We start from the raw sequence: 20427 nt of genomic DNA, 5'->3' as shown, positions 1-20427 counted from the left end.
ATGGGAGCCGGCCACGCCCACAAGCTCTACCGGCACGGGCACACACCCGTCCACGACCTGCCCCCGCACTGCAAGCTCGCCGCGACCTTCGCCTTCGTCGTGGTCGTCGTGTCCACCCCGCGTGAGGCGGTGTGGGCCTTCGGCCTGTACGCCGTCCTCATCGCGGCGGCCGCCGCCGTGGCCCGGATCCCGGCCGGCTTCCTGCTGCGCAGGCTGCTGATCGAGGTCCCGTTCGTCGCCTTCGCCGTGCTCATGCCCTTCGTCGCCGAGGGCGAGCGGGTGGAGGTCCTCGGCATGTCGCTGAGCGTCTCCGGCCTGTGGGGCGCCTGGAACGTCCTCGCCAAGGGCACGCTCGGAGTGGCCGCCTCCGTCCTGCTGGCCTCCACGACCGAGCTGCGGGCCCTGCTGCTGGGCCTCCAGCGGCTGAAGCTGCCGCCCCTGCTCGTCCAGATCGCCTCCTTCATGATCCGCTACGGCGACGTGGTCACCGACGAGCTGCGCCGGATGTCGATCGCCCGCCGCTCGCGCGGCTTCGAAGCCGGCGGGATCCGGCACTGGGGGGTGCTGGCCAAGACCGCCGGCGCGCTGTTCATCCGCTCCTACGAGCGCGGCGAGCGGGTCTACCTCGCAATGGTCAGCCGCGGCTACACCGGCTCGATGCCGGTGATCGACGAGGTCACGGCCTCACGCGCCCAGTGGGCGTACGCGGCCGTGCTCCCGGTGACGGCCCTCGCCGTCTGTCTGATGGGATGGACGCTGTGAACCTCTCCCCCTCGCTGGAAGTCTCCGGCCTCGCCTACGCCTACCCCGACGGACACCAGGCCCTCTTCGGGGTGGACCTGACCGTCGGGCGCGGCGAGCGGGTCGCCCTGCTCGGACCCAACGGCGCCGGCAAGACCACGCTGGTGCTGCACCTCAACGGCATCCTGGGCGGCGGCGTCGGCGCGGTGACCGTCGCCGGGCTGCCCGTGGAGAAGCGCCACCTCGCCGAGATCCGACGCCGGGTCGGGATCGTCTTCCAGGACCCCGACGACCAGCTGTTCATGCCCACCGTCCGGGAGGACGTGGCCTTCGGACCGGCGGCGGCCGGCATGCGGGGCGCCGAGCTGGAAGAGCGGGTCCGGGCCGCCCTGGAGCAGGTCGGGATGGCGGACTTCGCCGACCGGCCCCCGCACCACCTGTCCTTCGGCCAGCGCCGCCGGGTCGCGGTGGCGACCGTCCTCGCCATGCGGCCCGAGATCCTGGTCCTCGACGAGCCCTCGTCCAATCTGGACCCGGCCTCGCGCCGCGAGCTCGCCGACATCCTGCGCTCGCTCGACGTGACCGTCCTGATGGTGACCCACGACCTGCCGTACGCGCTGGAACTGTGCCCGCGCGCGGTGATCCTCAGCGAGGGGGTCATCGCGGCGGACGGCCGCACGCAGGACCTGCTGTGCGACGAACAGCTGATGCGGGCCCACCGGCTGGAACTCCCCTTCGGCTTCGACCCCCGGTCGGTCCCGGTGGCATAAGCCCCGGCCGGCGGTTGTTGAAGTGCTCGTGGAGATCCAGGGTGTGGTGGCGGAGGGCTTCGAGCCCGTCCGGGACGCGTTCGTACGCAACTTCGAGGTGCTCGGCGACCGCGGAGCGGCCGTCGCCGTCTACCGCGACGGCCGCAAGGTCGTCGACCTGTGGGGCGGCACCAAGGACGCCGAAGGCACCGAACCCTGGACCGAGGGCACCGCGCAGATAGTCCGCTCCGCGACCAAGGGCGTGGCCGCCGCCGTGCCGCTGCTGCTGCACCAGCGCGGGCTGCTCGACCTGGACGCGCCGGTGGGCTCGTACTGGCCGGAGTTCAAGACGGGCGGCAAGGAGCGGATCCTGGTCCGCGACCTGCTCGCGCACCGGGCGGGTGTCCCGGTGATCGACCGCGGGCTGACCGCCGCCGAGGCCGCAGACGGCGTGTCCGGGGCGCACGCCGTCGCCGCGCAGCAGCCGTTCTGGGAGCCGGGCACCGAGCACGGCTACCACGCGCAGACCTACAGCTGGCTGCTGTCCGAGCTGGTGCTGCGGGTGACCGGCCGCACGCTGGGCTCCGTCCTCGCGGAGGAGATGACCGAGCCGCTCGGTGTCGACTTCTGGATCGGACTGCCGGAGACCGAGACGCACCGGGTGGGCCGGGTGGCCCCGGTGGAGCCGCCGGACACCGCGGGCGTGCTCAGGACCCGGCCGCGGCGCAACGTCTCCGAGGCCTACGCCGACCCGGACTCCCTCACCCGCCGCGCCTTCCGCGCCATCGACCCGCTGCCCGACGAGAACGACCCCGCCTACCGGGCCGCCGAACTGCCCGCCACGAACGGCATCGGCACGGCCCGCGCCCTGGCCCGCTTCTACGGGGCCACGATCGGCGTGGTCGAGGACGGCGCGCGGATCTTCACCCCGGCCACCACCGCGCTGGCCGGCCGCGAGCTCTCCTCGGGTCCGGACCGGGTGCTCGTCGTGAACACCCGCTTCGGCCCCGGCTACATGCTGCACGGCCCCGCCTCGCCGCTGCTCTCCCCGGCCTCCTTCGGGCACCCGGGCCGCGGCGGCTCCCTGGCCTTCGCGGACCCGGACGCCGGCATCGGCTTCGGCTACGTCACCAACGCCCTGGCCAAGTCGGTCACCGCCGACCCGCGCGCCCAGGCCCTGGTCCGGGCCCTGCGCTCAGCCCTCTGACGGCTCCGACGGCCGCTCGCGCACGTCGGCCACGGTGGCCCCGGCATGCCGGACGAGGTCGTCGGGAGCCATCGGGAACACCGTGTGCGGGGTCCCTGCCGCGGCCCAGACCGTGGCGTGGGCCAGCAGCGCGCGGTCGGCCAGCACGCGGGTGCGCGTCCGGTGCCCGAAGGGCGGCACCCCGCCGATGGCGTAGCCGGTGGTCTCCCGCACCACGGCCGCGTCCGCCCGGGTCACCCGGGTGGCGCCCAGCTCGCGGCCGACCGCCGCGACGTCCACGCGGGAGGCCCCGTCCATCAGGACCAGGACGGGGACACCGTCCGCCGCGAAGACCAGCGACTTGACGATCTGGCCGAGCTCGCAGCCGATCGCGGCCGCGGCCTCGGCGGCGGTCCGGGTGGCCTCCGGGAAGGCCCGTACCTCGGCGTCGATGCCGAGGGCGGCCAGTGCCTCGGCGAAACGGGGGTGCGCGGTGGTCGTCATGCCCGGACGCTAGCGCCCCCCGCGCGAAGACGTCATCTCCCTTTGCCCCCGCGGCCAGCCGTCGGGCCGCTGCGCCGGACTCCGTCCGGCGGCGGTCAGCCGGCTTTCAGGACCTGCGCGACGATCGGGCCCGCCGCGGCCCCTTTTTGACGCGGCTCTCGCGCTGCTCGGCGCCGGGGCGCCTCGCAGGCTTCGGGCCGCTGCGCCGGACTCCGTCCGGCGGCGGTCAGCCGGCTTTCAGGACCTGCGCGACGATCGGGCCCGCCGCGGCCCCTTTTTGACGCGGCTCTCGCGCTGCTCGGCGCCGGGGCGCCTCGCAGGCTTCGGGCCGCTGCGCCGGACTCCGTCCGGCGGCGGTCAGCCGGCTTTCAGGACCTGCGCGACGATCGGGCCCGCCGCGTCGCCGCCGTGGCCGCCGCCCTCGACCATCGCGGCCGCGGCCACGTCGCCGCTGTAGCCCGTGAACCAGCTGTCCGGGTTGCCGGCGCCGTCGACCTCCGCCGAGCCCGTCTTCGCGCCCTTGTCGCCGCCGACCGACCGCATGACCTTCTCGGCGGTGCCGGCGGTCGCCGTCTGTCGCATCATCGACACCAGCTGCTGCTGCACCGAGGGCTTCATCCGCCGCTCCGCCGTCGCGATCTTCCGACCGTCGAGCTCCGGCGAGACCAGCAGCGGCTGGCGGAACACGCCGGTGCGCGCGGTCGCGGTGACGGACGCGATGTTCAGCGGGTTCATGGTGATCCTGCCCTGCCCGATGTAGCCGGCGGCCTCCTCCGCGCCCGTCGCCGTCGGGACCGTGCCGTCGACGGACTGGACGCCCGTCCGCCAGTCCAGGTCGATGCCGAAGACCTGGTTGGCCTCCTTCGAGAGCGCCGCGTCGTCGTGCACCTGCGCGACCGGCTTGATGAAGGCGGTGTTGCAGGACCTGGCGAAGCTCGTCGCGAAGTTGGCGTCCGGCAGCTCGAAGTTGTCCAGGTTGTGGAAGGTGCGCCCGCCCCAGCGCACGTCCTTCGTGCACTGCGCCGGCTTGTCGGCCGCGACCAGTCCGCGGTCGATCAGCATGGCGGCCGTCACGATCTTCATCGTGGAGCCCGGAGCCCTGGCCCCCCGCATCGCCGCGTTGAACCCGTCCGTGCGGTGGTTGGCGACGGCCAGGATGTGCCCGTTGCTCGGCTGGACGGCGACCACGGAGGCCTCCGGGTACTTGGCGACCGCCTGCTCGGCCGCCGCCTGCGCCGTCGCGTCCAGGTACGTCTTGAGGGTGCTCGGCTCGCCCTCGACCAGGGTCAGCAGGGTCCGCTTGGGGGACTCCTTGAGGGCCGGCTCGATCCACACCTCCGCGCCCGGCCTGCCGCCCGTCTTGCCGCCGTAGTTCTGCCGCAGCTCGTCGAGGATCTGCCGCAGCGAGGGGTACTTCTCCGGGGTCAGCTCCTCGCCGTTGCGGTCGACGGCCTTGACCGGCGGGTTCGCCGCCGCGCCCGCGCGCAGCCTCTCGTCCTTCTGGAGCTGCGGGTGGATCACCGACGGCTGCCAGTCGACCAGCGGCTTCCCGCTGGTCACCCCGCGCACCACCGTCAGCTGGGAGTCGTAGGCCAGCGGCTTGGTGGTGCCCTCGTAGGTGATCTCGGCCTCGACCTTGAAGGGGACGGTGGTGCCGTTCGGCGGGCCGGGGGTGATCACGGCCTTCGAGACGTACGCCTTGGTCCTGAAGTCGCCGACGGCGCTCTGCGCGGCCGCCGCGTTGTTCGTCAGTTCGGCGGCCACCCGCTCGTCCCCGGCGGCCCACGCGGCCAGGAAGGCCTTTGCGGTCGCGGCGGTCTCCTTCGCGCCGACCGGACCGCTGCCCTTCTCGGCCTGGACGGAGGTGCCGCCGTCCTTCGCCCCGCCGCTGTCCCCGACCAGGGCGTACACCCCGTACCCGGCGCCGCCGAGCATCGCGAGGAACACCCCGCCGACGATGGCACCCTTCGCTGCCCCGTTCACTGCGTCCCCTCCCCAGGAGCCACGGTTCTCTGAACATGTTCAAAGAACCCTTGGTGTGGACCTTACGCTGCGGAGCGAAGCGTTCCGGGCGTTGTTACCGGACCGGAACATCGCGTCTGCGAAGACCGTTGTACGAACTGATGACCACGACGAGGCCCACGACAGTGGAGGCGCTCCGCACCGGCGGACCGCCTCCCGAGCGGATCTGGTACACCTCCTACGGCTCGAACATGCACCGCGGCCGGCTGGCCTGCTACCTCGCCGGCGGCACCCCCGCGGGCGGCGCCCGCAGCCAGCCCGGATGCCGCGACCCCCGCGCGCCGGCCCGCTCGGTGGCCGTGGAACTGCCCGGAAGCCTGTACTTCGCCACCGAGTCCCTCGTCTGGACGGGCGGCCGCGGGTTCTACGACCCGACGGCGCCGGGCCGCACCCGCGGCCGGGCCCACCTGGTCACCGCCCAGCAGTTCTCCGACATCGCCGCCCAGGAGATGTACCGGGAGCCCGGCGCCGACGCCGACGTCGACCTCACCCGCGTCCTGCGCACCGGACGCGACGAGCTGGGCCCCGGCCGGTACGAGACGCTGATCTGCTCCGGCGCCCTGGACGGCATCCCGGTGCTGACCTTCACCGCGCCCTGGGCCATGCACGAGGTGGAGTGGGTCAGCCCCGCCGCCCCGTACGTCACGCACCTGGCGGCCGGGCTGCTGGAGTCCGGGGCCTGGGACGCCCGCTCCGTCGCCGACTACCTCGCCCGCTGCCCCGGCGCGGCCGGCCACTGGAGCGCGGACCGGATCGCGGCCCTCCTGACCTGACGTACGCGGGCGTGCGCGGCCCGAGGCCGTGCTCTAGCGTCGAAAGGGCGAGGGTGACCGCCGCGTCGAGTACGGTCGCCCCTCCGAGTGCCCGCTCTTCGCCTCCACCCCCGCCCGTGGTCCGGCGCACCCGCCGATCGCGCGACCGACCGAGAGAGCAGGTGCAGCGCATGCGTCCGTCCGCCCGTATCCCCGGCCTCCTCGCCGGCCTCGCGCTCGCCGTCGGCGGCGCCGTCTTCGTCGCCCCAGCCGCCCACGCGGACGGCAAGGCCTGCGAGCAGTCCCTCGAACAGAAGAACGTGCAGGTCACGGACGATGTCCGGCAGGCCTGCTACGAGGGCCAGATCGGCAACCAGACCAGCTGCAGCGCCAGCCTCGACGCGGCCGGAGTCTCCAAGAAGGACGCGGCCAACGCCTGCCAGGTCGCCCCGAAGTAGCACCGACTGGCCCAGGTCTAACAACCCTCGTCGGGCGATGACTGTGTTCCTGGGTTCACTGCCCAGACGAAATAGCCATCCTCCTCGACGTCCATGCCCCTCTGATCTGGGCGGAGGGTTGGCCGAGCCGGCAGGTTCGTCGAGCGGGCCTGTTGCGAGGTGTCGGAAACGTAGGCAGGTTCCGGGCCGGGCTCTTCTCCGTCCTCCTCCGCTGAGGCCAGTGCCCAGAGCCGTTTGAAGAACACGAACTCCTGGGCTGGATCGACGTCATGGTCGAAAGATGCCAGACCCCAGATGACATTCTTCAGGTGGTCTCGTCGCTGTTTCTGTGGCTCTGTCATGATTCGATGCACGGTCGTCTGTGACAGATTGCACCGCTGGCCGATCTCCGAGAGGGAAGGATCGCCGCAGCGTCGGCGGAGCCAACGAAGCGCGCGGCGAAGGTCTTCCCGCGCTTTCGTGCCCGTTCCGCGCCGCACAGGTGGACTGTCCACGCCGTTTTCTCCTCCCGGGAACACACCAGACCCCTTCCCGGATCGTTTCAGGTTTGTCCGCCGGCGAACCGAAGTTCGCCCGAACCGAACTCACTTCGCCCGCGGTGTCAGGGACTCGTCCGAAGGTGAGAACGGCGCGGATGGTCCGTGCCATTGAGGAGCGAGCTCATGCTCAGGACGGTCCGGCTCTGGGTGCGACAGCGCTGGGTGATGATCGGGAGCAGGATCCGGGGCGGGCAGCGCGTGGTGTTCAAAGGGATCGCGTACGGCGCCGGAACAGCCCTCGGGGGCTACCTGATGTCGGAGGTCATTGGTTGCTGGAATTAACCGGCTGTCTGGGCCGTCGGTGGGCCGCCGAGGGGCAGCCCGGGACGGCCGGCGACCACCGGCGGCAACGACGACGGGCCCGGCGCCAGAAGGTGCCGGGCCCGTCGGTTGGGCTGCTAGACCCAGCTGTCCAGCCACATGCGGCCGCGCCAGGAGTCCATCGGGAGGGTCTGGCCCGTGTAGATCGGCCAGAAGTAGATGAAGTTCCACACGATCAGCAGGACCAGCACGCCCGCGCCGATCGCGCCGAGCGCCCGCCGGCGTTCGGACGAGCCCGCCGGGCCCAGTAGGGCGCCGATCATCATCGCCACCGCCAGGCACAGGTACGGGACGAAGACCACCGCGTAGAAGTAGAAGATCGTCCGCTCCTGGTAGTTGAACCAGGGCAGCAGACCCGCGCCCACCGCGCACGCGATCGCACCCGCCCGCCAGTCACGGCGGAAGAACCACCGCCACAGCACGTACAGCAGCGCGAAGCAGCCCGCCCACCACAGCAGCGGGGTGCCCAGCGCCAGCACCTCGCGGGCGCACTTGCCCGCCTCGGTCGCCGGGCAGCCGTCGGTGCCGGGCGCGGGGGACTCGTAGAAGTAGGAGACGGGCCGGCCCAGGACCAGCCAGCTCCACGGGTTCGACTCGTAGGTGTGCCCCGAGGTCAGCCCGACGTGGAACCGGTACACCTCGGTCTCGTAGTGCCACAGGCTGCGCAGCCACTCCGGCAGGAACGACAGCGCGCTGTGCTGGTCGTTCTTGGCCGCCCAGTCGCGCAGATAGCCGCCCTTGCCGTTGTCCGGGCTGAAGATCCAGCCCGACCACGAGGCGAGGTACGTCACGATCGCGACCGGCACCGTCGACACGAAGGCCGGCAGCGCGTCGCGCCGCATCATCGCCGCGTACGGCGCCCCCGCGCCCGCGGTGCGGCGCGCGGCGGCGTCCCACAGCACGGTGAGGACCCCGAAGAAGGCCAGGACGACGAAGCCGTTCCACTTCGTGCCCGCGGCCAGGCCCAGGCAGACGCCGGCCAGGATCCGGTACGGCCGCCAGCCCAGCCGCAGCGTCTCGGCGACCTTCATGTCGGGCCGGGTGCGGCCCTCCGGATCGACGGGCAGCGCGTCCGCGAGTCTGAGCCGGACCCGGTCCCGGTCGATGAGCAGCGCCCCGAACGCGGCGAGCACGAAGAACATCAGCACCAGGTCCAGCAGCGCGGTGCGGCTCATCACCAGGTGCAGACCGTCCACCGCGAGCAGCGTGCCCGCCAGACAGCCCAGGAACGTCGAACGGAAGAGGCGCCGCCCGATCCGGCACAGCATCAGCACCGACAGGGTGCCGAGCACGGCGGTCATGAACCGCCAGCCGAAGGGCGTGAAGCCGAACATCCACTCGCCGAGCCCGATCACCCACTTGCCCACCGGCGGGTGCACCACGTAGCCCGGGTCCACCGGCAGCGCGACCCCGTCCGGGTTGGCGAGGATCGACGAGTCGATGTCCTTGGGCCAGCTCGCCTCGTAGCCCTGCCGGACCGTGGCCCACGCGTCCTTCGCGTAGTACGTCTCATCGAATATCACCGCCTTCGGGCTGCCCAGGTGCACGAACCGCAGCACCCCGGCGACCAGGGCCACCAGCAGCGGCCCCAGCCACCCGACGATGCGCTGCCAGGTCCCCCACACCTGCGGCGGCAGACCGAAGGTCAGCCACAGCTGCCGGGACGGCCTGGCGTACGGCGGCACCAGCCGGGTGCGGACGTCCGCGCGCGGTGACGCGGCGGCGGCCGGCACGTAGCCGAAGCCGCGCAGCCGGCGCAGCCAGGTGGGCGGCTCTTCTTCGCGCCCCGCCGGCGGGGCGGCAGGGGCCCCCGCGGGGCTGGGCGACGGCGTCGCGGTACTGGTCACCGGCACATCGTAGGGAAGAGAACCGTGTACGCCCCAGTGGCCGGGGCCTGACGGGGACCGGCGGGGCGCGGGACTGAGAGGATGGGCGGGTGACAAACGACCAGCCCCGCGGTTCCCAGCCCACCCCCCGCGCCGCCGCGGCCGAAGGCCCGACGGGCACGCTCGTCCTCGCCGGCACCCCCATCGGCGACCTCGCCGACGCCCCGCCGCGCCTCGCGGCCGAGCTGGAGCGGGCCGACGTGATCGCCGCCGAGGACACCCGGCGGCTGCGCCGGCTGACGCAGGGCCTCGGCGTCCACACCACCGGGCGTGTCCTGTCGTACTTCGAGGGCAACGAGTCGGCGCGCACCCCCGAGCTGGTCGAGGCGCTGGCCGGCGGCGCGCGCGTCCTGCTCGTGACCGACGCCGGCATGCCCTCGGTCTCCGACCCGGGCTACCGGCTGGTCGCCGCCGCCGTGGAGAAGGACATCAGGGTCACCGCCGTCCCCGGGCCGTCCGCGGTGCTCACCGCGCTCGCCCTGTCCGGGCTGCCCGTGGACCGGTTCTGCTTCGAGGGGTTCCTGCCGCGCAAGGCCGGCGAGCGCCTGGGCCGGCTGCGCGAGGTCGAGGCCGAGCGGCGCACCCTCGTCTACTTCGAGGCCCCGCACCGGCTCGACGACACCCTCGCCGCGATGGCCGAGGTCTTCGGCGCCGGGCGGCGGGCCGCGGTCTGCCGCGAGCTGACGAAGACGTACGAGGAGGTCAAGCGCGGCGGGCTCGGCGAGCTCGCGGCCTGGGCCGCCGAAGGGGTGCGCGGGGAGATCACCGTCGTCGTGGAGGGCGCCCCGGCCGCCGGGCCCGGTGACGTGGACGCCGAGGAGCTGGTGCGCCGGGTGCAGGTGCGCGAGGAGGCGGGGGAGCGTCGCAAGGAGGCCATCGCGGCGGTCGCGGCCGAGGCCGGGGTACCCAAGCGCGAGGTGTTCGACGCCGTGGTCGCGGCAAAGAATGCGGCACAGAAGATGCCGTAAGTCGGTAAAGAGCTAACCTGAAAAGCAAAGCTCAGACCGGGCACCGGGCGCTTTGGGCATGGACTCGCCCAAAGACCGTCCAACACTGGACAGGGCCTGATGCGCTCCCGCCCGAAGAGGCGTCCACTGGCAATGGCACCAGTGGAACAAGAGGAGCTGGCATGAGTGAGATCGCTGACACCCCGGTACCCGTCCCCGCCGCGGTCCCCACCGCAGTCCCCGCCGCCTCCCGCCCCGACGTGCACACCGTGCACGAGGCCTACTCCTTCGCCTGCATGAGGTGCGGGTACGCCTGGGAGCAGGCCTACGCCATCGAGCACCACGTCGACGGCAGGGGCGAGCCGTTCATCATGTACACGGTCAACAGCGAGCGGGTGCCCTCCCCGCTGTCCAACCCGACGTGCATGAACTGCGGCGGACACGTCGTACGGATCATGCGCGCGGGCCAGGTCTCCTCGGTGCTCGGCATGATCGACCACCTCTACCACCACCGCATCGCCCCCGGGATCGCCGGACCGGTGCCGGCCGGGGCGAACGTCCCCCGGACCCCGAAGCCCCGCAAGGGCACGCACGATTCGCCCGGACCCGTCGCCGTCGACCAGGCCCGGGAGCGCCGGGGCCGGCTCTCCCGCCTGATGGGCTTCTTCCGGCGGTCATAAGATCGGCCGTATGAGCCCCAGCCCTTCCTCCGCCTCCAAGGACGCACCGCCCCCGCTGCCCGAGCCCCTCCGGGTGGCGGTGGCCGACTCGCACACCCACCTCGACATGCAGGCGGGCACCGTCGAGGAGGGCCTCGCGAAGGCCGCCGCGGTCGGCGTGAGCACCGTCGTCCAGGTCGGCTGCGACGTGAAGGGCTCCCGGTGGGCCGCCGAGACCGCAGCCGCGTACGAGAACGTCCACGCCGCCGTCGCCCTTCACCCGAACGAAGCCCCCCGGATCGTCCTCGGCGACCCCGAAGGCTGGTCGCGGCAGGGCGCCCGGGCCGGCGGCGGCGAGAGCGCCCTCGACGAGGCGCTCGCCGAGATCGAGGCGCTGGCCGCCCTCGACCACGTGAAGGCGGTCGGCGAGACCGGCCTCGACTACTTCCGCACCGGCCCGGAGGGCATGGCCGCGCAGGAGCGCTCCTTCCGCGCCCACATCGAGATCGCCAAGCGGCAGAACAAGGCACTCGTCATCCACGACCGCGAGGCCCACGCGGACGTGCTGCGCGTCCTGCGCGAGGAGGGCGCCCCGGAGCGGACCGTCTTCCACTGCTACTCCGGGGACGCCGACATGGCCCGCGAGTGCGCCGCCGCCGGGTACTACATGTCCTTCGCCGGGACCGTCACCTTCAAGAACGCCGCCCCGCTGCGCGAGGCGCTGGCCGTGGCCCCGCTGGAGCTCGTACTCGTCGAGACCGACGCGCCCTACCTGACCCCGGCGCCCTACCGCGGACGGCCGAACGCGCCGTACCTCATTCCGCTGACGGTACGGGCGATGGCCGCGGTCCGCGGCATCGACGAGGACGCGATGGCCACCGCGCTGGCCGCCAACACGGCGCGCGCCTTCGCCTACTGATCCGGGCCGCTCCACCGCCGTCCCGCCACCCCCGCTCCGACACGCTGGGTATCCGTACGACTTTGGAGCGTGACGACTCCTCCGCTAGGGTGCCGTGCCCGAACCGGGGTGCCGTATCACCAGTGGAGCGAGCGTCGTGAGCGATACGCAGGGCAGTCACCGCCGTGGCGGTCCCGTCCCGGAGGCGTACGGGGCCGAGCCCCGGGTCTGGACGGCCGGTACGGGGGATCCCGGGGCCACGCTCCGGGACCCCGACCCGGGAGTCCCCGCCCCGCGCCCCGGCAGCCGCCGGGCGGGGCGCCGCCGCCGCGCCGCCGACACGGCCACCGGGCCCGGCCTCCACGGCGCCGATCCGGCCGGACGCGCCGAACCGGGCGCGCCGGCCGGGCTGGCCGCACTGGAGGAGCTCGCCGAACTGGCCGACCTGGCCAGGCTCTCCGAGGCCGACACCCTGGCCGCCCCCGGCCCGGGCCGCCGCCGGGCCGCGGCCCCGGCCGCCGCCGCCCTGGCACCCGCCCCCGCCCCTCCCGCCGCTCCCGCCGCCCCGGCGGTCCCCGGGCCGGGCCGGCGCGCCCGCGGCCGCGGCGCACCCGCCGACGCCCCCGCCCCGCCACCCGGCACCGGCCGCCGCCGCGCCGCCCGCAGCGCCCCCGCCGCACCCGGCGGGAACTGGCGGCGGATCGTTCCGCAGGCCCTGGTCGTCGCCTTCCTCGCCGGCGGCACGACCGCGTTCGTCGCCGCCGACAAGTCCGTACGGCTCACCGTGGACGGAGTCCCGAGGAACCTGCACACCTTCGCCGACGACGTCGACGAACTGCTCGCCGCCGAAGGCCTCGGCGTCGGCCCCCACGACCTCGTCGCCCCCGCCCCCGGCGAACCCCTCGAAGACGGCGAGGAGATCGTCGTCCGCTACGGCCGCCCCCTGCGCCTGACCCTCGACGGGCAGCAGCGCCAGGTGTGGACCACCGCCCGCACCGTCGAGGGCGCGCTGCGCCAGTTCGGCATCCGCGCCGAAGGCGCCTACCTCTCCGCCCCCCGCACCGCGCCCGTCCCGCGCGCCGGCCTCGCCCTGAGCGTCCGCACCGAACGCAGCGTCACCTTCATGGCCGACGGCCGCGAACGCACCATCCGCACCAACGCCGCCACCGTCCAGGAGGCCCTCGACCAGGCCGGCATCACCCTCCAGGGCCAGGACACCACCTCCGTACCCCTCACCGCGTTCCCGCGCGACGGGCAGACCGTGACCGTGCTCCGCATCACCGGCACCCGGGAGGTCCGCGAGGAACGCATCCCGTTCGAGACCGAGAAGGTGGACGACCCCGACCTGTTCGCCGGCACCGAGGTCGTCGAACGCGCCGGCCGGCCCGGGGCCCGCCGGGTCACCTACGCCCTGCGCACGGTCAACGGGGTCCGCCAGACGCCCCGCGCCATCGCCGACGAGGTCGTCCGCGAGCCCGTCACCCAGCTCGTCAAGGTCGGCACCAAACCGCTGCCCAGCTCCGTCGCCGGCGCAGACGGCCTCGACTGGGCGGCCCTCGCCCAGTGCGAGTCCGGCGGCCGCCCCTCGGCCACCGACGCCTCGGGAACGTACGGCGGCCTCTACCAGTTCGACGTCCGCACCTGGCAGGGCCTCGGCGGCAGCGGCCGACCCCAGGACGCCTCGGGCACGGAACAGACCTACCGGGCCAAGAAGCTCTACGTGCAGCGGGGGGCGAGTCCCTGGCCCCACTGCGGCCGTAGGCTTTACCGGTGAGCACCGCAGAGCAGCAGCCCGAGAACCCCTCCTCCAGTACCCCCGGCACGCCCGACGCCCTCCTCGGGCCGGCCGACATCCGGGAGCTGGCCGCAGCCCTCGGCGTACGCCCGACGAAGCAGAAAGGGCAGAACTTCGTCATCGACGCCAACACGGTCCGCCGGATCGTGCGGACCGCCGAAGTCCGCCCGGACGACGTGGTCGTCGAGGTCGGCCCGGGACTGGGCTCGCTGACGCTCGCGCTGCTGGAGGCCGCCGACCGGGTCGTCGCCGTCGAGATCGACGACATCCTGGCGGCCGCGCTGCCCGCCACCATCGAGGCCCGCATCCCGGCGAAGAAGGACCGCTTCGCGCTGGTCCACTCCGACGCGATGCTCGTCACCGAACTGCCCGGTCCGCCGCCGACCGCGCTCGTCGCGAACCTGCCGTACAACGTCGCCGTGCCCGTCCTGCTGACCATGCTCGACCGCTTCCCCACCATCGAGCGGACCCTCGTGATGGTGCAGGCGGAGGTCGCCGACCGGCTGGCCGCCGAGCCGGGCAACAAGGTCTACGGGGTCCCCTCCGTCAAGGCCAACTGGTACGCGCACGTCAAGCGCGCCGGCGCCATCGGCCGCAAGGTGTTCTGGCCCGCCCCGAACGTCGACTCCGGTCTCGTCTCGCTGGTGCGGCGCACCGAACCGATCAAGACCACCGCCACCAAGGCGGAGGTCTTCGCGGTCGTCGACGCCGCATTCGCGCAGCGCCGCAAGACGCTGCGCGCCGCGCTGGCCGGCTGGGCCGGCTCGGCGGCGGGCGCCGAGTCCGCGCTGGTCGCCGCCGGCGTCTCGCCGCAGGCCCGCGGCGAGTCCCTGACGGTGGAGGAGTTCGCCGCGATCGCCGAGCACAAGCCCGCGGCGCAGAGGCCCGCACTGTGAGCGCGCGCACGACGGGTGTGACCGTACGGGTCCCCGCGAAGGTCAACGTGCAGCTGGCGGTGGGCCCGGCCCGGCCCGACGGCTTCCACGACCTGGCCAACGTCTTCCTCGCCGTGTCCCTGTTCGACGAGGTCACGGCCACCCCGGCCGACACGCTAACGGTGACCTGCGCGGGCCCCGACGCCGACCAGGTCCCCCTGGACCGCACCAACCTCGCGGCGCGGGCCGCCGAGATCCTCGCGGCCCGCCACGGCATCGAGCCCGCCGTCCACCTCCACATCGCGAAGAACATCCCGGTGGCGGGCGGCATGGCGGGCGGCAGCGCGGACGGTGCGGCGGCCCTGCTGGCCTGCGACACCCTGTGGGGCCTGGACACACCGCGCGCCGAACTCCTCGCTATCTGCGCGGAGCTCGGCAGCGACGTCCCCTTCAGCCTCGTCGGCGGGGCCGCGCTCGGCACGGGCCGCGGCGAGCTGCTCACCCCGGTGGCCGCCGGGGCGTTCCACTGGGTGTTCGCGGTGGCCGACGGGGGGCTGTCCACCCCGGCGGTGTTCCGCGAGTTCGACCGGCTCACCGCCGACGCGGTGGTCCCGGCCCCCGAAGCCTCCCCGGCACTGCTGGCGGCCCTGGCCTCCGGGGACGCGGGGGCGCTGGGAGCCGCGCTGAGCAACGACCTGCAGCCGGCGGCCCTGTCGCTGCGGCCGTCCCTGGCCGCGACGCTGGCCGCGGGCGTCGAGGGTGGTGCGCTCACCGCGCTGGTCTCCGGCTCGGGCCCGACGACGGCGTTCCTGGTCGCGGACCAGGAGGCGGCCGCCAAGGTCGCTGCCGCGCTGGACGCCTCGGGCACCTGCCGTGCCACCCGCGTGGCGAGCTCCCCGGCGCCGGGCGCCACCGTCCTGCCGTCCTGACCCTGCGGACCGCTGCCGGGGTCCGGGGCGGCGGAGCCCCGGTGCGGAGGCCAGGTACCTATGCGGGAGTTGAGTATCCGCGCCCTGTCGCGGCCCGCGCGCCGCGGGCGACCGTAGGGGCATGACAGCCAGCGCACGCGATCTCGCCCTCGCCACCCCACCCGGCCGGGACCGGTACGTCGACCTGCTGCGCGTCGCCTCGCTCGGCACCGTCATCGCCGGGCACTGGCTGATGGCCGCCGTCAGCGGTGACGGGATAGGGAACCTGCTCGCCGTCGTGCCCGGCCTCCAGTTGCTCACCTGGGCGCTCCAGGTCATGCCGGTGTTCTTCTTCGTCGGCGGGTTCTCGCACGCCCTGTGCTACCGCTCCCTGGCCCGCCGCAACGATCCCGGGGCCTCCCTCTACGCCGCCTTCCTCCGGGCCCGGCTCCGGCGGCTGTTGCGCCCGACCCTCGTCTTCGTCCTGGTGTGGGCCGCCGCCGCGCTCGCCGTGCAGCTCGCCGGGCACGGCGGCGGGCGGCTGACCGGGGCCGCGCTGCGGATGGTCACGCAGCCGCTGTGGTTCATCGGCATCTACCTGGCGATGGTCGCCTTCACCCCGCCCCTGCTGAAGCTGCACGAGCGTCACGGCTGGGCCGCCTTTGCCGCGCTCACCGGGGCGGCCGCGCTGGTCGACGTACTGCGCTTCGCGTGCGGCGTGCCCTACGTGGAGTTCCTGAACTTCGCCCTCGTCTGGCTCGCCGTCCACCAGCTCGGCTTCCTGCGGGCCGACGGCCGGATCCGCCGGCCGGCGCTGCTCGCCGCCGCGGGTCTGGCCGGGGCCGTCCTCCTGGTGGCGTACGGCCCGTACCCGCTGTCCATGGTGGGGATGCCCGGCGAGAAGGTGTCCAACATGGCGCCGCCCACCCTCGCGCTGCTCGCGCACGGCATGTGGCTCGTGGGCGCCGTCCAGCTGCTCGCCCGGCCCGCGGCCGTCCGGCTGGAACGGCCCCGGGTCTGGCGCGCGGTGGTCGCCGCCAACGGCGTCGCCATGACCGCCTTCCTGTGGCACCTCACCGCCATGCTCGGCGTGTACGGGGCCCAGCTCGCCCTCGGCGTGGACCTGCCGGCCCCGGCCGGCGCCGCCTGGTGGGCGCAGGTCCCCGTCCGGATCCTGGCCGCGAGCGCCCTGACGGCCGCCTTCGTCGCGCTGTTCCGCCGCTTCGAGGCCGCCCCGGCCGCCCCTGCCGCCCCGGCCGAGTCGCGCACCGCCGCGGCGGGCGGCGCCGGCGGCCTCGTCGCCGCCCTCGGCATCACCCTGTGCCTGCTCGGCATCCTGGGCCTTTCCATGACCGGGCTCGGCGGTCTGCTCGACGGCCACAGCGCCACCCTGATCGCCTTCCCGGTCACCGCACCGGTCGCCATCGGGATGGCCCTCGCGGGCGCCCTGCTCGTGGAACGGTCAGCCCCGGCGCGGACCGTTACGCTGGGGGGCTGATCCACACCCTCCCCCAGAGTCCGTCCGGGGGTACCCCACCTGGAGCGCGTCTGATGGCCGTCAATCTGGTCAATGTCGAGGCAGTCAGCAAGGTGTACGGCACACGTACCCTGCTGGACAGCATCTCCCTCGGCGTGTCCGAGGGGGACCGGATCGGCGTCGTCGGCCGCAACGGCGACGGCAAGACCACCCTCATCCGCATGCTCGCCAAGCTGGAGGAGCCCGACACCGGCCGGGTCACCCAGTCCGGTGGTCTGCGCATGGGCGTCCTCACCCAGCACGACTCCCTCGATCCCACGGCCACCATCCGGCACGAGATCATCCGGGACATGGCCGACCACGAGTGGGCCGGCAACGCCAAGATCCGCGACGTGCTCACCGGACTCTTCGGCGGCCTCGACCTGCCCGGCTTCGGCCAGGGCCTCGACACCGTCATCGGCCCGCTCTCCGGCGGCGAGCGTCGCCGCATCGCCCTCGCCAAGCTGCTCATCGCCGACCAGGACCTGCTGATCCTCGACGAGCCCACCAACCACCTCGACGTCGAGGGCATCTCCTGGCTGGCCCAGCACCTCCAGGAGCGCCGCTCCGCGCTCGTCTGCGTCACCCACGACCGCTGGTTCCTCGACCAGGTCTGCACCCGCATGTGGGACGTGCAGCGCGGAGACGTGCACGAGTACGAGGGCGGCTACAGCGACTACGTCTTCGCCCGCGCCGAGCGCGACCGCATCGCCGCCACCGAGGAGTCCAAGCGGCAGAACCTGATGCGCAAGGAGCTGGCCTGGCTGCGCCGCGGCGCCCCCGCCCGGACCTCCAAGCCGCGCTACCGCATCGAGGCCGCCAACGAGCTGATCGCCGACGTGCCGCCGCCGCGCGACACCAGCGAGCTGATGCGCTTCGCCAACGCCCGCCTCGGCAAGACGGTCTTCGACCTCGAGGACGTCAGCGTGCACGCCGGCCCCAAGGAACTGCTCAAGCACCTCACCTGGCACCTGGGCCCCGGCGACCGCGTGGGCCTCGTCGGCGTCAACGGCGCCGGCAAGACCTCCCTGCTGCGCGCGCTGGCCGAGGCCGCCCGCACCCAGGGCGACGTCCAGCCCGCCGCCGGGAAGATCACCGTCGGCAAGACCGTCAAGCTGGCCTACCTCTCGCAGGAGGTCGGCGAACTCGACCCGTCCCTGCGGGTCCTGGAGGCCGTGCAGCGCGTCCGCGACCGCGTCGACCTCGGCAAGGGCCGCGAGATGACGGCGGGCCAGCTGTGCGAGCAGTTCGGCTTCACCAAGGAGAAGCAGTGGACGCCGGTCGGCGACCTCTCCGGTGGTGAGCGGCGCCGGCTGCAGATCCTGCGCCTGCTGATGGACGAGCCCAACGTCCTCTTCCTCGACGAGCCCACCAACGACCTCGACATCGAGACCCTGACCCAGCTGGAGGACCTCCTCGACGGCTGGCCCGGCTCGATGATCGTGATCTCCCACGACCGGTTCTTCATCGAGCGCACCACCGACACGGTGATGGCGCTGCTCGGCGACGCGAGCCTGCGGATGCTGCCGCGCGGCCTGGACGAGTACCTGGAGCGCCGCCGGAAGATGATCGAGGCGGCCGCCCCGGCAGCCGTCCCCGCCACCGCCGCCGCGGCCGCGAAGACCGCCGCCTCGGTGGACTCCCGCGCCGCGAAGAAGGAGCTCCAGAAGATCGAGCGGCAGCTGAACAAGCTCGCCGACCGCGAGGGCAACCTGCACGCCCAGATCGCCGAGCACTCCACCGACTACGACAAGGTGGCCAAGCTCGACGCGGAGCTGCGCGAACTGCTCGCGGACCGCGACGATTTGGAGATGCGCTGGCTGGAGCTGGCCGAGGAGGCCTAGATCCCCCCACCCGCCGGGCCGGCCGGCGGGATAACGACGGCGTCACGGGCCGGTCCTCCCTTGGGAACAGGGGGCGGACCGGCCCCGTGTTCGAAGGCCGTCAGTGATAGAAAGGTCATCCTCCCCGACCCGCCGAAGCCGAAAGCGTGCGCTGATGACCGAGCCGCCCCAGCCGCCGAACCAGCCACCGACTCCCTCCGGTTACGGTCACCTGCCCGGCCCGCCGCAGCAGGGGTACGGCTACCCGGCGCAGGGCGCGAACCCGTACGCCCAGCAGGCCCCGTACGCGCAGCAGCCGCCCACCGTCCAGCAGCAGCCGCCGGGTTACGGCTACCCGCCGCCGCCCGGCCCGCCCGGTGCGCCGGCCGGCCCCGGCACGCCGCCGAAGAAGAAGCGGACCGTGCTGATCGCCGCCTCGGCCGCCGCGGTCGTCCTCGCCGTGGCCGTCGTCGGCTACGTCGGCTTCTCCGGGTCCGACGAGGACCCGAAGCCGCCCGTCGCGCAGGAGTCCACCGACGCCAAGCCCTCCGGCTCGCCTTCCGTGGACAAGGGCGACGGCAACGGCACCGGCGCCGGCGCCCAGGGGCCGGACCTCAACTCCGGCCGCAAGCAGGGCGAGGACAAGGTCCTGTGGTTCAAGACGGCGAAGGTCGACGGTCCCGGCATGGGTGTCGAATCCGCGGCCCAGTGGGTCGTCGGCGACACCGTCGTCAAGAGCGTCTGGAAGTCCCTCAACGGCTACGCGGTCACCGACGGCAAGGAGAAGTGGACGCTCGCCTTCCCGGCCGCGATCTGCTCCGTCGCCCGGGACACCACCCCCGAGGGCAAGACGGTCGTCATGTACCGCGACGGCGAGGGGGAGAACTCCTCCTGCACCCAGATGCGCGTGGTCGACCTCAAGACCGGCAAGGAGGTCTGGTCGAAGGAGGTGCCCAAGGAAGGGCTCTTCGACATCTTCACCAGCCCCACCCTGGCCCTCACCGGTGACACCGTCGCCGTCAGCCGCGGCGGCACCGCCAGCGCCTTCAGGATCAGCAACGGTGACAAGCTCTTCGGGAGCGCCCTGGGAACGGGCTGCAAGCCCGACGGCTACGAAGCCGGCAACGGCAAGATGATCGCCCTGGCCACGTGCAGCGACGCCGACGCCAGCGCCGAGGTCCACGGGGTCGACCCCGTCACCGGTCAGAAGGCCTGGGCCTTCCGCCTCCCCAAGAAGTACAAGGTCACCAGCATCTACTCGGTGGACCCGCTCGTCCTCGACATCGGCAACGAGGAGGCCAAGCAGCGCTCCATCGTGGTCCTGGGACCCGACGGGAAGCAGACCGCCACCCTCGCCGGAGAGGGCAGCTTCGCCGTCGGCTGCGGCGACACCGGCCTCTTCCGGGCCCTGACGACCTGCTCCTCGGCCGTCGTCGACTCCGGCACCCTCTACCTGCCCACCGCGGCCGAGGCCGGCAAGGCCAACGAGATCGTCGCCTTCGAGCTGGCCACCGGCAAGGTCAAGTGGCGCACCCCGGCCGGCGACAAGCGCACCCTCACCCCGCTCAAGGCCGCCAACGGGCAGCTGATCGCCTACCGCAAGGCCGAGGAGGAACAGGGCGGCGAGGTCATCTCCATCCCGGCCGGTGGCGGCACCCCCACCGCACTCCTGCGCCACCCGTCGGGCCCCGCCGCACCGATCGAGAGCTCCTTCCGCACCCCGAAGCTCGACTACGTGGACGGGCGGTTCTTCATCTCCACGTCCCGCCTGCAGGCCAAGGGCACGGACGAGAAGCTCCTGATGGTCTTCGGCAAGTGACAACGCGTCCAACGAGCAGCCCAGTGAGA

At 73.3% G+C, this 20427-nt stretch carries 18 protein-coding genes; 14 read left to right on the top strand and 4 right to left on the bottom strand.

The window, feature by feature from the left end:
* From cbiQ to ACFYP3_RS16990, 3 genes are read left to right on the top strand one after another with little or no spacing between them, the layout of a single operon-like run.
* Positions 1 to 762, top strand: a complete 762-nt coding sequence (cbiQ, locus tag ACFYP3_RS17000) for a cobalt ECF transporter T component CbiQ (protein WP_388832523.1) — start codon at positions 1 to 3, stop codon at positions 760 to 762.
* Positions 750 to 1511, top strand: coding sequence for an energy-coupling factor ABC transporter ATP-binding protein (locus ACFYP3_RS16995; RefSeq protein WP_388832520.1), 762 nt, complete (start codon positions 750 to 752; stop codon positions 1509 to 1511). The genes cbiQ and ACFYP3_RS16995 overlap by 13 nt, the downstream gene beginning before the upstream one ends.
* A 28-nt stretch (positions 1512 to 1539) precedes the next feature.
* On the top strand, positions 1540 to 2697 hold the full coding sequence (locus ACFYP3_RS16990; protein WP_388832517.1) for a serine hydrolase domain-containing protein: 1158 nt from the start codon (positions 1540 to 1542) through the stop codon (positions 2695 to 2697).
* Here the strand turns inward: ACFYP3_RS16990 and ACFYP3_RS16985 are convergent.
* Together ACFYP3_RS16985 and ACFYP3_RS16980 are read right to left on the bottom strand one after the other, a co-directional pair.
* Entirely contained in the window at positions 2686 to 3180 is a 495-nt protein-coding gene (locus ACFYP3_RS16985) for a YbaK/EbsC family protein (RefSeq protein WP_388832514.1), read from the bottom strand. The two genes, ACFYP3_RS16990 and ACFYP3_RS16985, sit on opposite strands and share 12 nt — an antisense overlap.
* 357 nt (positions 3181 to 3537) lie before the next feature.
* Positions 3538 to 5163, bottom strand: coding sequence for a penicillin-binding transpeptidase domain-containing protein (locus ACFYP3_RS16980; protein WP_388832511.1), 1626 nt, complete (start codon positions 5161 to 5163; stop codon positions 3538 to 3540).
* A gap of 140 nt (positions 5164 to 5303) precedes the next feature.
* Here ACFYP3_RS16980 and ACFYP3_RS16975 point away from each other — a divergent pair, with 140 nt between their 5' ends.
* Positions 5304 to 5975 carry a histone deacetylase gene (locus ACFYP3_RS16975; RefSeq protein WP_388832508.1) on the top strand — a complete coding sequence of 224 codons (672 nt, stop codon included), beginning with the start codon at positions 5304 to 5306 and terminating at the stop codon, positions 5973 to 5975.
* A gap of 170 nt (positions 5976 to 6145) precedes the next feature.
* Complete coding sequence (locus ACFYP3_RS16970) at positions 6146 to 6412, top strand: hypothetical protein (RefSeq protein WP_388832505.1); 267 nt, start codon at positions 6146 to 6148, stop codon at positions 6410 to 6412.
* Between the two features lie 17 nt (positions 6413 to 6429).
* Here ACFYP3_RS16970 and ACFYP3_RS16965 read toward each other — a convergent pair whose 3' ends face one another.
* Positions 6430 to 6753, bottom strand: coding sequence for a hypothetical protein (locus ACFYP3_RS16965; RefSeq protein WP_388832503.1), 324 nt, complete (start codon positions 6751 to 6753; stop codon positions 6430 to 6432).
* Positions 6754 to 7349: 596 nt separating this feature from the next.
* Entirely contained in the window at positions 7350 to 9119 is a 1770-nt protein-coding gene (locus ACFYP3_RS16960; protein WP_388832500.1) for a dolichyl-phosphate-mannose--protein mannosyltransferase, read from the bottom strand.
* Between the two features lie 89 nt (positions 9120 to 9208).
* Here ACFYP3_RS16960 and rsmI point away from each other — a divergent pair, with 89 nt between their 5' ends.
* The 9 genes from rsmI to ACFYP3_RS16915 all read left to right on the top strand — a co-directional run bounded on the left by rsmI (position 9209) and on the right by ACFYP3_RS16915 (position 20398).
* Positions 9209 to 10126 carry a 16S rRNA (cytidine(1402)-2'-O)-methyltransferase gene (gene rsmI / locus ACFYP3_RS16955; RefSeq protein ID WP_388832497.1) on the top strand — a complete coding sequence of 306 codons (918 nt, stop codon included), beginning with the start codon at positions 9209 to 9211 and terminating at the stop codon, positions 10124 to 10126.
* A gap of 161 nt (positions 10127 to 10287) precedes the next feature.
* Complete coding sequence (locus ACFYP3_RS16950; RefSeq protein ID WP_388832494.1) at positions 10288 to 10785, top strand: hypothetical protein; 498 nt, start codon at positions 10288 to 10290, stop codon at positions 10783 to 10785.
* Positions 10786 to 10795: 10 nt separating this feature from the next.
* Entirely contained in the window at positions 10796 to 11683 is an 888-nt protein-coding gene (locus ACFYP3_RS16945; RefSeq protein ID WP_388832491.1) for a TatD family hydrolase, read from the top strand.
* Between the two features lie 136 nt (positions 11684 to 11819).
* On the top strand, positions 11820 to 13436 hold the full coding sequence (locus ACFYP3_RS16940; protein ID WP_388832488.1) for a ubiquitin-like domain-containing protein: 1617 nt from the start codon (positions 11820 to 11822) through the stop codon (positions 13434 to 13436).
* Positions 13433 to 14353, top strand: a complete 921-nt coding sequence (rsmA, locus tag ACFYP3_RS16935) for a 16S rRNA (adenine(1518)-N(6)/adenine(1519)-N(6))-dimethyltransferase RsmA (RefSeq protein WP_388832485.1) — start codon at positions 13433 to 13435, stop codon at positions 14351 to 14353. The genes ACFYP3_RS16940 and rsmA overlap by 4 nt, the downstream gene beginning before the upstream one ends.
* A complete protein-coding gene (locus ACFYP3_RS16930) occupies positions 14350 to 15261 on the top strand; it encodes a 4-(cytidine 5'-diphospho)-2-C-methyl-D-erythritol kinase (RefSeq protein ID WP_388832483.1) in 912 nt (303 codons plus the stop codon). The genes rsmA and ACFYP3_RS16930 overlap by 4 nt, the downstream gene beginning before the upstream one ends.
* A 121-nt stretch (positions 15262 to 15382) precedes the next feature.
* Positions 15383 to 16738, top strand: coding sequence for an acyltransferase family protein (locus ACFYP3_RS16925; RefSeq protein WP_388832480.1), 1356 nt, complete (start codon positions 15383 to 15385; stop codon positions 16736 to 16738).
* 53 nt (positions 16739 to 16791) lie between these two features.
* Positions 16792 to 18600 carry an ABC-F family ATP-binding cassette domain-containing protein gene (locus ACFYP3_RS16920; RefSeq protein WP_388832477.1) on the top strand — a complete coding sequence of 603 codons (1809 nt, stop codon included), beginning with the start codon at positions 16792 to 16794 and terminating at the stop codon, positions 18598 to 18600.
* A 154-nt stretch (positions 18601 to 18754) separates the two neighbouring features.
* A complete protein-coding gene (locus tag ACFYP3_RS16915) occupies positions 18755 to 20398 on the top strand; it encodes a PQQ-binding-like beta-propeller repeat protein (protein ID WP_388832474.1) in 1644 nt (547 codons plus the stop codon).
* Positions 20399 to 20427: the final 29 nt, after the last annotated feature.

Origin of the sequence: Streptomyces sp. NPDC005533 (assembly GCF_042871845.1) — a bacterium.
In the GTDB taxonomy this organism is placed as follows: domain Bacteria; phylum Actinomycetota; class Actinomycetes; order Streptomycetales; family Streptomycetaceae; genus Streptomyces.
The sequence above is the reverse complement of the archived record's forward strand: the minus strand, read 5'-3'. Positions and strand labels throughout refer to the sequence as shown.